The organism is Blautia sp. 210820-DFI.6.14, from assembly GCF_020558815.1.
Taxonomy (GTDB): domain Bacteria; phylum Bacillota; class Clostridia; order Lachnospirales; family Lachnospiraceae; genus Blautia_A; species Blautia_A obeum.
Genome location: NZ_JAJCKS010000022.1, coordinates 1 through 13,905 on the forward strand (window position 1 = coordinate 1; position 13,905 = coordinate 13,905).

At 35.1% G+C, this 13,905-nt stretch carries 14 protein-coding genes; 7 read left to right on the forward strand and 7 right to left on the reverse strand.

Annotation, left to right across the window (positions count from 1 at the left end):
* Window positions 1-314 precede the first annotated feature (314 nt).
* The 7 genes from ligA (at window position 315) to LI112_RS13630 (ending at window position 6,589) form a co-directional block, all read left to right on the forward strand.
* Window positions 315-2,330, forward strand: coding sequence for an NAD-dependent DNA ligase LigA (ligA, locus tag LI112_RS13600; RefSeq protein ID WP_055151566.1), 2,016 nt, complete (start codon window positions 315-317; stop codon window positions 2,328-2,330).
* Window positions 2,331-2,340: 10 nt separating this feature from the next.
* Window positions 2,341-2,757, forward strand: a complete 417-nt coding sequence (locus LI112_RS13605; RefSeq protein ID WP_118064344.1) for a hypothetical protein — start codon at window positions 2,341-2,343, stop codon at window positions 2,755-2,757.
* Between the two features lie 119 nt (window positions 2,758-2,876).
* Window positions 2,877-3,563: a DUF3990 domain-containing protein gene (locus tag LI112_RS13610; protein ID WP_118064342.1), complete on the forward strand. Its 687-nt coding sequence runs from the start codon at window positions 2,877-2,879 to the stop codon at window positions 3,561-3,563.
* Between the two features lie 3 nt (window positions 3,564-3,566).
* A complete protein-coding gene (locus LI112_RS13615) occupies window positions 3,567-3,812 on the forward strand; it encodes a hypothetical protein (protein ID WP_054350800.1) in 246 nt (81 codons plus the stop codon).
* A 76-nt stretch (window positions 3,813-3,888) separates the two neighbouring features.
* Window positions 3,889-4,350, forward strand: coding sequence for an NADAR family protein (locus tag LI112_RS13620; RefSeq protein WP_117851406.1), 462 nt, complete (start codon window positions 3,889-3,891; stop codon window positions 4,348-4,350).
* Window positions 4,351-4,436: 86 nt separating this feature from the next.
* Window positions 4,437-5,795, forward strand: coding sequence for an ATP-binding protein (locus tag LI112_RS13625; protein WP_117851403.1), 1,359 nt, complete (start codon window positions 4,437-4,439; stop codon window positions 5,793-5,795).
* A 62-nt stretch (window positions 5,796-5,857) separates the two neighbouring features.
* A complete protein-coding gene (locus tag LI112_RS13630) occupies window positions 5,858-6,589 on the forward strand; it encodes a YkgJ family cysteine cluster protein (protein ID WP_118064340.1) in 732 nt (243 codons plus the stop codon).
* Window positions 6,590-6,753: 164 nt separating this feature from the next.
* Here LI112_RS13630 and LI112_RS13635 read toward each other — a convergent pair whose 3' ends face one another.
* The 7 genes from LI112_RS13635 to LI112_RS13665 all read right to left on the reverse strand — a co-directional run bounded on the left by LI112_RS13635 (window position 6,754) and on the right by LI112_RS13665 (window position 13,858).
* Entirely contained in the window at window positions 6,754-9,351 is a 2,598-nt protein-coding gene (locus LI112_RS13635) for an ABC transporter permease (protein ID WP_117851398.1), read from the reverse strand.
* A 42-nt stretch (window positions 9,352-9,393) separates the two neighbouring features.
* Window positions 9,394-10,053 (reverse strand): hypothetical protein, encoded by a 660-nt coding sequence (locus LI112_RS13640; RefSeq protein WP_117851396.1) that lies wholly within the window; start codon window positions 10,051-10,053, stop codon window positions 9,394-9,396.
* On the reverse strand, window positions 10,054-12,222 hold the full coding sequence (locus tag LI112_RS13645; RefSeq protein ID WP_173903474.1) for a peptidase domain-containing ABC transporter: 2,169 nt from the start codon (window positions 12,220-12,222) through the stop codon (window positions 10,054-10,056). It lies immediately after the preceding gene.
* An 85-nt stretch (window positions 12,223-12,307) separates the two neighbouring features.
* On the reverse strand, window positions 12,308-12,508 hold the full coding sequence (locus LI112_RS13650) for a hypothetical protein (RefSeq protein WP_117851391.1): 201 nt from the start codon (window positions 12,506-12,508) through the stop codon (window positions 12,308-12,310).
* Window positions 12,509-12,640: 132 nt separating this feature from the next.
* A complete protein-coding gene (locus tag LI112_RS13655; RefSeq protein WP_118064338.1) occupies window positions 12,641-13,336 on the reverse strand; it encodes a hypothetical protein in 696 nt (231 codons plus the stop codon).
* The gene (locus tag LI112_RS13660) at window positions 13,326-13,619 is read right to left on the reverse strand and encodes a hypothetical protein (RefSeq protein ID WP_117942296.1); all 294 of its coding nucleotides are present in this window, start codon (window positions 13,617-13,619) and stop codon (window positions 13,326-13,328) included. Before LI112_RS13660 ends, LI112_RS13655 begins: the two co-directional genes overlap by 11 nt.
* A gap of 17 nt (window positions 13,620-13,636) precedes the next feature.
* The gene (locus LI112_RS13665; protein WP_025579070.1) at window positions 13,637-13,858 is read right to left on the reverse strand and encodes a DUF5348 domain-containing protein; all 222 of its coding nucleotides are present in this window, start codon (window positions 13,856-13,858) and stop codon (window positions 13,637-13,639) included.
* Between the last annotated feature and the right edge of the window lie 47 nt (window positions 13,859-13,905).

Sequence of the window (13,905 nt, forward strand, 5' to 3'; positions counted from 1 at the left end):
CTTCTCAGGATAAACAATATACAGTGCTTTTATATTGACACATACTATATATAGTGTTACACTTACTATGTAATTATTATTTGTGTCATCCGGAAAGGATATACGCACGCAGTTTAGGTTTGTAAAAGTGTCAGAAGTATACCACGCTACCAGCAGGGACTTCTGGCTTTTTTATTTTGCAGGAAACTGCACGCATTAGAGAATGAACATCCGTGTCATTCTCTTTTTTTATGCCTGAACGCAAAGAAAGGAGGAAGAAAAACCGGAACAAATAAGAATTACAACTATACCATAGAAAAGGAGACAAGAATAAAATGAACCACTCTAATGAATTATCAAACGTGGAAAAAATCAAACAACTGGTGGACCATCTGAATTTACAGCGTAACGCTTATTATAATGAGAACAGTCCGAATATCAGTGATGCGGAATATGACCGAATCTTCGATGAATTAGTGGAATTAGAAAAGCAGACAGGCTTTGTCTTATCCAATTCACCGACACAAACCGTAGGCTATACTCCCATCAGTGAACTTCCCAAAGTAAAGCATCCGGTCCCTTTGCTCTCTTTAGATAAGACAAAGCAGGTACAGGACTTGATAAGTTTTGCCGGTAAGCAGCCAGTTCTGTTTATGCTGAAGTTGGACGGATTAACGACTAAATTAGTCTACGAAAATGGAACACTTGTAGAGGCTTCCACGCGTGGCGACGGAGAAATTGGGGAACTTATCACCCATAACATCCCTGCATACGTTGATGTCCCTCTCTCAATTCCATATAAAGGCCGGCTGGTGATTGTTGGAGAATCCTTCATCCCAACCAATGACTTTGAGCGTTTAAAAGAAACCCTCCGAGATGGAAAAGGAGAACCTTACAAAAATGGGCGAAATCTGGCTTCTGGCTCTGTGCGAAGTCTTGATCCGGCAAATTGTGCAGGACGCTGTCTGCACTTTATGCCTTTTAATGTTCTGGAAGGTCTGGACTCTCCATTTCTCTTTCCAGACAGCAGATCTATAAAGGTTTCCAGCCTGTTTGACTATGGCTTCCAGCCTTGTCCTTATATTATTGCAACCCAGCCTTTAACCTTGGATCTTGTAAACCAGTATATTGAAAATCTGACTGTTCTGGCAGGCAAAAAACATCTGCCTATTGACGGAATTGTAATGATTTTCGACAGTCTGGACTATTCCAAAAGCTGTGGGCGTACCGGACATCATTATAAAGATGGACTGGCTTTTAAGTTTGAAGACGAAACTTACGAAACCACTCTTCGCAATATAGAATGGACACCCACCCGTTTCGGAGAAATTGCACCTGTGGGAGTTTTTGACTCTGTGGAAATTGACGGATGCTCTGTTTCCAGAGCAACCCTTCACAATCTGACCTTTATCAAAGAATTAGAATTGGTGCCAGGTTGTAGAATTTCTGTATCGAAACGTAATATGATCATTCCTCATATTGAAGAAAATCTGGAACGTGGTCATTACGTAGATGCAGTTCCCCCAGTATGTCCATGCTGTGGTTCTCAGACTCGTATCTATCAAAGAAAAGGAAATGATGGGCGTCTCATTGAAACAGTGCATTGTGACAATCCCAACTGTGATAGCCAGATCCGAAAACGCTTTACACATTTCGTTGGAAAAAAAGCAATGAACATCGAGGGACTCTCCGAAACTACCTTGGAAAAATTCCTGACTTTGGGTTATCTCCAGACATTTCCGGATATTTACCATCTAAATGAACATCAGGAAGAAATCTTACAGTTGGAAGGTTTCGGTAAAAAATCCTTTGAAAGATTATGGAATTCCATTACTTCCAGCCGTAATACTACCTTTGTCCGATTCCTGGTTTCCATGGATATTCCTATGGTCGGACGAACCAAAAGCAGGATTTTGGATACAGTATTCCACGGCAGTCTGCAGGAATTTTTTGACGCTGCCTCTGGTGACTATGATTTCACCCAGTTAGATGACTTTGGTGATACTCTGAATCAGAATATCCATGACTGGTTCTCTGATGAAAACAATCTAATTCTCTGGCACGAACTCCAAAAAGAACTTATATTTGAAGAAAGAAAGGAAATGAACACTATGATGAAAGAAAATGTATTTACAGGATGTACTATCGTTGCAACAGGAAAACTTGCTCATTTTACAAGGGATGAAATCAACTCCAAGATCATTGAGCTTGGAGCAAAAGCCGGCAGTTCTGTCACAAAAAAGACAGATTATCTGATTTGTGGGGAAAAAGCCGGAAGTAAATTGACAAAAGCTCAGGCTCTCGGTATTAAGATATTGTCTGAAGATGAGTTTCTTGAGATGATTGCGTAAGGAGAACTCTATGAGTATCATTACATCCGTTTTTCATATCTATGGATTTCTTATTACAGAAGAGGCTGCTAATCTTATCCTTCGATATACAGAGAAAGTTTTTCCTGATTTATACAAAGAGTTCTCTGATCCAGAACCACTCTTAGCCTTTCAGGAATATCTTTGTGAGAAACTTGATGGCTGTCGTTATGGCACTGCCGAGTCTATGACGGTATGGAGGATCAAAGATCGGGAAGAACTGGACTTAAATCCAGGAGAAGAATTTTATATCATTGAACTTAAAAATTCTTCCCACTTATTTTCACAGACGTATTCTTCTTATACGGAAGTTATCCAAGAAATTCAAGAAACGTTTGGTGAATTACTTCCTCCGGATTTTCCATTAGATGATTTTCTTGTGGAAATCATGGGTGAAGTCTGGGGATAGTGAAATGGGGTGACGCCCCATTTCAAACATCTTTTGCAACTTTACATTTATAATTATTTTACCGTTGGAAAGCACCTTCTTTTTTGATATAATGAAAGCAAATGGAGGGATAACGTATTATGAGTATTCAATCAGATATAGAGATGCTATCAATTGAAGCACTGGAATATTATGCTAAAAAGCACCAACTATCGGAAGACGATGCCTTTAATATTTTCTACAAACATCAAGTATTTGAAAAAATACTGGTACAACACGAAACGTTGCACCAATTAGATATTCATGATACTTTTCAATACGTAGAAGATATTATAGAAGAAGATACGCCCACGCTTGTTCTTTTCCATGGCTCCAATATTGCATTTGATAAAATCGATTTGAACAAATCACATAACCGTCGTGATTTTGGTCGTGGATTTTATTGCACAGTTCTCGAACAGCAGGCAAATGAATGGGCGAACCGCCTGTACTTGCGTACTCATACTGGCGGCAAATATGTGTATCGGTATATCTTCCAACAATCCGAGGAACTAAAAATCAAACATTTTGCCACCTTGGACAAGGAATGGTTGGAGTTTGTCAAACTCAACCGTACTGTCGGCGATATCCAGCATCACTATGATGTTGTAATTGGACCTGTTGCGGATGATAATACCATGGAAACTGTACAACTTTATTTGTCCGATATCTTGAGCGTGGATGAAGCGGTTACAAGGCTTCGGTATAATAAGGTTAATAATCAGGTTTCCTTTCACACCCCACTTGCTCTTGAACATCTGATATTGGAATCTCGAAAGGATGTGTAAAACATGGAAGGTAAATATTTTTTTAACGGGAAAGATATTTCAATGAATCTGTATATTCAGATCCGGGATGTTGTCGATATTATTATGGAAAAGAGCCATCTTTCCTTTCCGGATGCCATGGGCAAATTTTATCACTCAAAAACTTACAAAGCCCTGCAAAATACAGAAAATACTCTTTGGGCGGAATCTGCTGGCTATATTGCAGACCGCTATTACGAAGAACAAGAAGAAGCACAAATAAGCAAATGACAAACGAAAAAATATGTTTAAGAAGGAACTGCTTGCCATAAGCGGTTCCTTTTTTGTATAAGAAAGAAGGGATTACATGTTTATTAATACCTATTCGAATCATTACCAGCAAACAATTGACCACTTTCATGGAGCATACGCTTTTCTTAGTAACTTCTATCCTTCCCGGATATATTACCGGGGCTACTGGTATGCAAATAATGAGGCTGCTTTCCAGGCACAAAAGACCCTTTCACCTAAAGAACAGCTTCAATTTACCAAATTAAGGAATCCAAAAGATGCCAAAAAACTGGGAAGAGAAGTACAGCTCCGTTCAGACTGGGAACGTGTAAAGCTTATGTACATGTATGAAATTTGTATGTGCAAATTCATGCAGAATCCTACCCTATGTAAAGCATTACTTGCTACTGGGAATTGTCACCTTGTTGAAGGAAACAACTGGGGAGATTATTTTTGGGGTTCTGTAAATGGTCATGGCGAAAATCATTTAGGTGAAATTCTTATGGACATACGTGCAAAGCTTCAATTTGAACGTTAAAATAATCATTTACCCATTTTGCACTGTATGAACTGCAAATATTTTGCTATAATGAAAGATAGATTTTAAAGAAAGGATTTGTGCTTATGTATCTGAAGCGTTTTGTCTATGACCGCCTTCTGGATTGGAAAAATGAAGGAGGGCATAGTACCCTGGAAGTCGGCGGAGCCCGTCAGGTTGGAAAAACCTACCTGATACAAAAATTCGCTGACGAAAACTACAAACACAAAATTTATATTAACCTGTTTGAATTAAGCGGCAGACAGTTTATGGAATGTTATAAACAGGCAACAGCTTGGACACCCGGAACAAAACGGCAGGAGCATCCTCTCCATGATGCCTTCCAGTTGTATGAACCGGACTTTATTGATTCTGAAGATACCGTCATTATTATTGACGAAATCCAGGAATCTTCCGAGATTTATAACCGTATCCGGGAGTTTACTCGTCATTTTAAAGCCCATTTTATCATCACAGGAAGCTATCTTGGGCGGATTTATGATCCAGAATTTCGTTATTCCAGCGGAGATGTCACAAAGCTTACTATCTACACACTTTCTTTTGAGGAATTTTTGATGGCCTATGACCAAATCCTGTATGAAGATTATAAAAAAATACCTTTTGTTCCTTCTAGGTCAGAGGTCTATGATCGCTTAAAGGAAACCTATGAGCTGTACTGCCAGATTGGTGGCTATCCCAAAGTGGTCGAAAACTATCTGGAGAACCGGAACATCGTAAAAGCTCAAGGCGAACTCGTAAAAATCATTGATACCTTCACCAATGAATCCATTCGCTATTTTACGGATATTTTGGATACCAAAGTGTTTACCCATATTTTCTTTTCCATCTGCCGTATTTTAAATCGTGAAAAGAAAGGATTTTCAGAAGACAGCATTAGCGAAGAATTGCAAAAACTGGTAACCAAAGACTACTCCAGCAATATTTCAAAGGCTACCTGCAACCGTGCTATTAGCTGGCTGTACTTTTCCGGAATCATTGGATTCTGTGCAAAAATAACAGAAATGGATATTCTGGATTTTAAGTCCGCAAGCCGCTGCTATTTCATGGATATGGGACTGGCAAACTATTATCTGACACGTACCGGAACCGATTCCCGTGTACTTGCAGGCACATTAAATGAAAATTATGTCTATATCAATCTGAAGAAACGCCAGGATTTTCCACAGGAAATTTCCTTTGAAACCCCTGCTTTTGCTACTTACCGTGGCGGAGAAATTGATTTTGTGGCACAAAGCCTATCTTCTTCCACCCGATATTTGATAGAAGTCAAAGCTGGAAAAGGTACTGCTTCCACTGCCCAGAAAGCCCTGGCACAAGGAAAAGCAGATAAGCTTCTTTATTTAAAAGGAGCAACCAAAGGTGGTATAGACGGTAAAACAGAAACACTGCCTATTTATTTACTGGAACAATACAAATTTAATTAAGTTTATGTTTACGAAGAGACTACTTTCCAAGTGGTCTCTTTTTTATTTAGGAGGACAATAATATGAATTCAATAAAAGAATTAAAAGAACAATTAGGATATGAAGAAATCGGTCTCGATGATATATTTGTATTTCATTGTACTCAATGCGGAAAATGTTGCATCCACCGGGAGGATATTCTCTTGTCCCCGAAAGATTTATTTCATATAGCGAAGAAATTAAAAATCACACCAGAAGTTGCCTTGGCACAATATTGTGAAACTTATCTTGGACGTAATTCTCATATCCCTGTAGTACGCTTAAAACCACAAGGAAGTGTCAAACGCTGCCCGTTATTAAAAAATCAAAAATGTTTGGTACACGATGTAAAACCCGCAGTCTGTTCTATGTTTCCGATTGGCCGGTACCTTGCCCTTCCCTCCGATGGTATTTTTCCGGAAAATCCGGAAGAATTGTCTGTTGGATACGTCTTTAATGATCCGGAGTGTGGAGATAGATCAGAAACACATACCGTTCGGGAATGGTTTCATAAATTTAACATTCCACTAAAAGATGACTATTTCTTTGCATGGACGAAAACGAAAGCAACACTTAGCAAACATCTACGCTTTCTAGAAGGACGTCTATCTGAAAAGACCATGGTTTCAATATGGAATGCTACATTGATAACTCTGTACCTAAACTATGAGGTTACAGAAGATTTTCAAACACAATTTCAGAAAAACTCAGATATGCTCCTATCCTTAATTGAAAAACTGAGAACTGCTGACGCTCCTATGCCTAAGAAAATATAAACATATAGAAATACTTCGAGCCGTCCAAATTTGACGGCTCTTTTCATGTCATTATGACACTCTTTACATTTCTACTGTTTCTTCATACAACAATTTATTCAACACATATTTTCGACCAGCTTATTGTAGCATTTTCTTGAAGCTCAAATTCATATTTTCGTATATCACCTTTCTTTCTTAATTCTTTCAATTAAGCTATTTCTTTCCATTTTATGTAAGAATATATTAGGGATTATCACACACAAAAAAGACATAATACATATAATACATAAAAGTCCTTCAAATGGATATTGAAAAACAAAATATTCTATGTTTTGTTTTAAAATATAAACTACTATTCCCATAACTATACTTCCTATAATCAATAATAGCCCAAGAACACCTCCTACGTATATTATCCCCTCATATATAAGCATTTTCCTAAGCATACCTTGTGTCATGCCGATACTCCGCATAATGGAAAACTCACGCTGCCTAATAATTATATTTGTAGATGTAGTACTGAAATAATTTAGCAGTCCCATAAATATTAAAATGCCACTAATAGTATACATGATTATCTGACTTGTTCTAATATACAAAGACTGTTTTGCAATTTCATCACTATTACACTTTATCACATACAAAAGTTGATTTTCGTTGCCTGTAGTAGATTGAAACTTGAGATTTGCCTCTTGAACCCATGCTTTTAATTTCTGTTTACAAATAGCCTCTTTATTTGCTTTTACATTAATCTGTACTTCCAAGTTTCTAACTGTTAAAACATCCTTTAATTTGCTGAAAGTTTTATCTGAAACAATCAGATAAACTTTATCATTTCCTCTCCATGATAAATCCAAAGTTGGACAATCTGACTGTGAAATGTTTATATATCCACAATTTCTAAGTTTAACTGCGGACATTTCCTGCATTGCTGTTCCAACGGGCACCAAATCATACAGTTCTATTATTTTTCCAATACATTCCGTTTCTATATCTTCGTATGTTTGTGGTATTAAATTTTCATGTAATATTAACACGCCACCTTTCTCGTTAAATGTTTTTTGATCAACTGGTATATTATTCTCCTCTACATATTTCACTAACTTTTTCATACTTTTATCGTCTAATGTTTGCATTACAGGTAATGAATCATGCTCTACAATTTTTAAGCTATCTGTTTCTGCTGCATTTTTTATAATAGGCAGAAAACCTTGTACTATTTTCAGATTCTCAGTATAAGAAGTAAGCGTATTTTTGATATCCACGATATTATCATCTGTTATTAATTCCACCTCATCTTTTCCATTTTCCACTAAATACGTTACAGTATCCATTGGCACTTCAATAGTAAAATCTGGATTCTTCTGTAATCTATTCATTTGATTTGTCCCCTTGGTGACCACAATCCCTAATAGCCCTATTTCACAACCAAATGCCAAAAATATTATAATGAACATAAATTTTTTCTTATAACGTAATATGTTACGAAAAGCCATTCCAAAAATAATTCCAGTTCTTTTTATAATGAACATTTTCCCAAACTGATAATCTGATTGTTGTTCTCCCACTACTTCCTCATATTTTGCAGCCTCTATAGGAGTAATCATAGTCAATTTATATACTGCCAAAAGAGTTGCCCCAAATAGAGTTATAGCAACTAAAACAAGGACCACGATATATGCACTTAAATTAAATAATTTTAATTGACTATTTGCTTTATACTCCCCTAAATAAAGATTTTTAACCACATTGTTTAAAACACAATATTGTAGAACTATGCTGATTATTACACCACATAAGCAACTTTTCAAATAAATATCCCCTATTTGCATACATACTAATTTTTTTATCTGTCTATTAGTTGCACCTATTGTACGCAATAATCCATACTGTTTAATATCACTTCCCAGTGATATATATACAACATTATAAATCACTAAAAACAAACAAAAAAACACAGCCAAGACAAACATATACGCAAGCAAATAATTTCCAACCGTCCCTTCAATTGCTCTGTATTCTGCAGAATCATAGCTTATAATTCTTTGCTTATCATTGAGATTAATATCATTTTTTAATCTATTCTCTACTTGTCTTCCGCTTAGTCCCCAATCTTTTACATCAACCCATAATCGACATGGATATTGTGAAATACCAGCCTGTTTTATTCTATTCTTGCAAATATATGCGATTGAACTATCGGATAATTCATTATTATAACTATCATAATATCCAGATAAAACAAATTCTTGTTTACCTGTCATTTTTGTCGTGAAAATATCATTCCAATAAAAGTCTAACGTAATCTTCATTCCTATTTTGGGACTGCTAATCCCCAAATAGTCCAAAGTTTTTTTTGACATCATTATTTCATCAGTTTGTTCCGGATAATTGCCATAGAAATGTACAAAAGTAGGCTTTACCATATCTTCGTAAGCTGTTTCATCTAAAACAACACATTTGCTATATGAATACCTACCATTCATCAACCTTCCGCTCTCTTTTTCCTCTCCTACACTATTCACATAGGAAAGATCTTGTAGCTGTCGTTTTATTGTATCTGTTCCTTCTTCAATAAATGTTGAAATTGTTTTTCCATCTTGATATTGATTTTTCAACTTATCCGCTTGAAATTTTCCATGTATTAAAGAAATGATAACTAATGATACTACTACAACGCTCACTACGATACATTGTAAAATAATATTTCTTTCCCTGTTTTTTTTCTTATAAGCTCTTATCAGAGTATTTAGAGATTTTCTTACTCTACCATTATTCATTAGTAACCTCTCCTTTATTGCATATCTTTATAACTTATAAAATCAGTCAAGATTCCAATATTTATCTAGTGGTTGAGTATCGCTTTCCAAAAAGTCTATAATTTCTTTATCATCAAAATAAAAGTTTATCACTTTATGATTTTCAAACTCTACCAACGTAGGTACTCCCCCCAGCACAAATTTCTTTTCGGATAACTCCTCTTTTTTTATATTTGGATGAGTAGAAATAGCATACACTTTACCAGCTTCTTTTCCCTCATGTAGTGCTGCATAATTCTCATTTGCCCAAATGATTTTATAGTGGATTGGAGGATATTTTTCTTTTATCAAATTCTCATCTAATCCATCGTAAAATACAATTTTTCTGGTACTGTCTTTTTCTCCAATTTCGACATCGTATTTCTTTTCATGGGAATCCCAATCATAATTCCTAGTTCCTTTACATGCTTCTGCATCAATCTCATAAACCGCATTCTCTTTTTTAAATTGTTTTATATCATCCTCTATATTATCGCAATATGGACACTCTTTTCTATTGAAATATACATAAAAATGTCCTTCCTTTTCAAACAAGTCTTCTATAGAAGTAGAATATGCTATAGTTTCTTCTTTTACTTTTGGAAATAAAATGATTGCAGCTCCCACGCATATTATGAAAAATATACTGCACGCTATAGAAATTATAATATTTTTCTTTTTCATCTATTTCTCCTCCTCACCATATAATTGACGATACAATTTGCATTGTTCCTTTAATTGTTTGTCTGTCCCACGTGCTACTATATTACCTTTTTGAAGTACATAAATACAATCACTATCTGCAATGACATTTATTCTATGTGAAATTAAAATAAGTGTTATATCCCGAATTCCCTTAATATAATTCAAGATTTCCCTTTCACTTATAGAATCCATATTACTGGTAGCCTCATCTAAAATTAAAATTTTAGGATGACGTAATATGGCTCTAGTTAGTGACAATTTCTGTCTTTGCCCCTTCGAAAGGTTCTTTCCGCGCTCTTCAAGGACACTATCATACGCTCTTTCCATTTTACTTACAAATTGATGCACACCCATCTTACGTGAAATCTCAATCATTTCCTCATCTGATATCTCTTCATTACCCATTTTTAAATTTTCTCTAACACTTGCAGTAAACAGAAAATCTTCTTGTGATACATATACAACTGCTTTTCGAATTTCTTGAACCTCGAAATTTTGAAGTTCTGCACCATCAACATATATATGTCCTTTATCTGGAGAATAAAATTCCATAAACAATTTTGCTAAAGATGTTTTCCCAGATCCTGTTTCCCCAATAATAGCTACATTATCGCCTTTTCTTATTTTAATATTAATATTGTTCAGTATATTTTTCCCAGAAACAAAATGAAAATCAACATCTTTCAGTTCTATTTCTTCATCAAATTCAAATGGCTCTATACCTTCCTTTGTTTTCTCTACTTTAATACGTAACACACTTTCTAGACGTTCCATAGCAACATGGGCAGAATGGTATAATGGCTGTAAATTTACAATATCTTTAACCGGCGTTAATAAATATCCAATTAGAATATTATACGTAACTAATTCCCCTATAGATAAATTATTACCAATGATTTCAAGTGCTCCAATGCACAGTACAATAATCTCCCCCATACCACCTATTAAAACTTTTATAGCTGACTGTAAGTTTTCTGTACTTCCTAAGTTAAGAATCGTATCTTGCCATCTTTCTATTTTCTTTTTCCCATTATTGAAAATTGTCTTATTATACGTATACGCTTTAACCGTCAAAATCCCCTCAATAGAATCAATCAAATGTGAAGTCACACGTGCCTCTCTTGACATTTCCTCCGAATTTAAGACACTATAATATTTCCTAAATCCCACCATAACCAGAGTATATAAAAAGCACATCACAACTACCACAGCAAAGATTTTAATATTCAATACACACAAAATGATACTTACCGCAATTATAAACAACGCATCAATTGGTAAAACCAATATGCTGCTTACCAGTGCTTCTTGAACTCTAATAACATCCTGAAATCGTGAAATAAACTCACCATTTTTACGTTTTTCAATAGACATCACCTGCAAGTCCAATAAATGTTTATAATATTTCAGACTAAGTTCTAAGTTAAAAGATTTTGAAATATCCAATGATAACTTTGCTCTTCCCCAGTCTACAATAGTCTTAATCAATAGCATTAAAATAACCATTAGTGTCATAAATATTAGACTATAAATCAATCTATTGGGAATAACTGTGTCTATCAACGTCCCAAAATAGAAAGATGAAACAATTGATATTGCCATTGATATTGCTGAAAATAATATAATATATATAGTTCTTTTCCATTCCTTCTTTACTAATTCTATAAATTTATTCTCTGCAATCCGCATGCCTTCCTTTTTTTTATAAAATTCTTCCGTTGTCTGAAATAAGATAATAACTCCAGTCCAAAAATATGGCGAATCTTCTCCATATTCCGAATTAAAAAATTTTTTTCTGTCTACCTCTATAATACCGACAGCTGGATCTGCAATAACTACGCTATTCTTTTTTATTTTATAAATTATAATGAAATGTGCCAATCCATCTTCTTGATATACATGAGCCACACACGGCACTTCCAGCTCTTTTTCTTTAAAGTCTATGTTTTTTTTATATGCTGATGCAAATAATCCCAGTTTTTCAGAAATCCTACATACATCCCAAACACTCGTTCCTTCTTTGCTGGTTTCTAAAGCTTCACTTATCTCCAGTATAGGTATCTTTTTTCCATAATACCACGCTATACTTGCTAAACAAGCTGCAGCACAATCCATAGAATCATATTGTTTTATACATCTGTATTTCATACTGTCATCCATCCCCCTAATAAATAAAGAGGCGATGCAAGCTCGCCCCTTTGTTTTCTGCTTTAATATTTAATCTGCTGCTATTTTAGTATCCACAAACTTCATAGCAAAACTGAATGTATCTGCTTGCTTTATCTTTCTGTCCAGAATTCATTAGATTTTTAATTGTGGCTACCATATCATCAGCATTTGCTGGGCAACAGAAAAAATATCCATAATCAGAATTGCATTTTCCTCCTGTTACCATTTCCATTTCTTTTTTTGTCATTTTTTCCATTCCGTTCATATTCGCTTCCTCCTTAAAAATATATTTGATACTTAATTATTACTCCATAAAATAAAATTTTTCTACATTTTTTGCGTAGATTGCACTTTTTTATGTCTAGTTGGAATTTGATTAAATATTTGAGCTTTTTTACTATACTGGTATCACTTTTGGCACCTGAATTCCTATTGTAATCCCCATTTCCAATTTCCTTCTGTAATACCGGAAACTATGAAAAGAAAATTCTCCTGTTCCCCAAAATCGTCTAATTCTATGGATATAATATTCTTTTGACTTTGTAAATATCATCTTTTGCTTCCTATATAATAGATGTATAATTCGTAAAGAACACCTTGAAATTTGGGGATAATTTCCATTTACTTTCCTATATATATTTCCTGTTTTTCCTTCTGGCAAAACTACATTTCTTCCATGTATGCAGGACCATTCTATATATGGAATGTCTATACTTCTTATCCCTGTTTCCATTGCAATTCGCAAAAATAAGGCAGTTTCAAAATCCTTTTTATATAGAAATTCGTCTGCTATCATTTTATAATGATCAACAAAATAAATTGCTCCTATCTTTCTTTCCAGTTCCAACAGCGAAACATCATCCAACCATTCCAATTTTCCTCTGTATTTTTCAATAAATATCATTCCATGTTCAGTTTCTAAAGATTGCCTCAAATCACGGATAGCCTCTGTCCAATATTTTCTTTGTTCAGGTAACAAGAAGCATACCATTTTCTGTAAAAACTTTCCTTCGCTATCTGGATGCCACTGTATTAAACGCTTTAGTTCTTCATAGGCTTGATTTACTTTATATTCCATTGTACTATTTCTCATCTTCAGATTCTCCTTCGTATTGCTCTAAAATCTTTGAAGCCCTCTCCACAAACATCCTGTCTGCCCCTGAAATCTCATATTCTTTCCAAAGTGTCTTATGTATCTGTTCCTCTGTTAAATCCCTACACTTTTCCTGCAGCATACGGACAAATGGATATATCATAGTCGCATGAATATTTTTCCCGGACCGTACCATATCTCCTTCCATTTGATATGCTTCCTGTAAGCATTCCAGTATAATGCGAACATCCGTAACACTTTCTCTCATTGTGCTTCCCCTCATCAGGCTTATCCTCCTATTTACATACGTACTCTCAGTCCATCTAATCTCGACACGTTCAGTCCAACCAGATACCAGTCATCTCCCATTTCAATTCGGACCGGAATCCAAATATCTTTCACCTTTACATCGAAACATTCCCCGCAATGTAGTCCTCCATAAAAAGATTCCAAATCAAAACGTATATCATACCTCCCTGTTTCAGTATCATAAAACAATGTTCCTTCTCTGTGTTCACTCATAACATCTGCCTCCTTAAATTTTTCTTTTACTTAGTAATTACCTCATC

Bases quoted from the DNA above. Each gene is read 5' to 3' on its own strand.
- LI112_RS13655 (WP_118064338.1), bottom strand. From the start codon at position 13,336: ATGAGAAATAGTACAATGGAATATAAAGTAAATCAAGCCTATGAAGAA.
- LI112_RS13615 (WP_054350800.1), top strand. From the start codon at position 3,567: ATGGAAGGTAAATATTTTTTTAACGGGAAAGATATTTCAATGAATCTG.
- LI112_RS13650 (WP_117851391.1), bottom strand. From the start codon at position 12,508: ATGAACGGAATGGAAAAAATGACAAAAAAAGAAATGGAAATGGTAACA.
- LI112_RS13605 (WP_118064344.1), top strand. From the start codon at position 2,341: ATGAGTATCATTACATCCGTTTTTCATATCTATGGATTTCTTATTACA.
- LI112_RS13630 (WP_118064340.1), top strand. From the start codon at position 5,858: ATGAATTCAATAAAAGAATTAAAAGAACAATTAGGATATGAAGAAATC.
- LI112_RS13620 (WP_117851406.1), top strand. From the start codon at position 3,889: ATGTTTATTAATACCTATTCGAATCATTACCAGCAAACAATTGACCAC.
- LI112_RS13645 (WP_173903474.1), bottom strand. From the start codon at position 12,222: ATGAAATACAGATGTATAAAACAATATGATTCTATGGATTGTGCTGCA.
- LI112_RS13640 (WP_117851396.1), bottom strand. From the start codon at position 10,053: ATGAAAAAGAAAAATATTATAATTTCTATAGCGTGCAGTATATTTTTC.
- LI112_RS13665 (WP_025579070.1), bottom strand. From the start codon at position 13,858: ATGAGTGAACACAGAGAAGGAACATTGTTTTATGATACTGAAACAGGG.
- LI112_RS13625 (WP_117851403.1), top strand. From the start codon at position 4,437: ATGTATCTGAAGCGTTTTGTCTATGACCGCCTTCTGGATTGGAAAAAT.
- LI112_RS13660 (WP_117942296.1), bottom strand. From the start codon at position 13,619: ATGAGGGGAAGCACAATGAGAGAAAGTGTTACGGATGTTCGCATTATA.
- ligA (WP_055151566.1), top strand. From the start codon at position 315: ATGAACCACTCTAATGAATTATCAAACGTGGAAAAAATCAAACAACTG.
- LI112_RS13635 (WP_117851398.1), bottom strand. From the start codon at position 9,351: ATGAATAATGGTAGAGTAAGAAAATCTCTAAATACTCTGATAAGAGCT.
- LI112_RS13610 (WP_118064342.1), top strand. From the start codon at position 2,877: ATGAGTATTCAATCAGATATAGAGATGCTATCAATTGAAGCACTGGAA.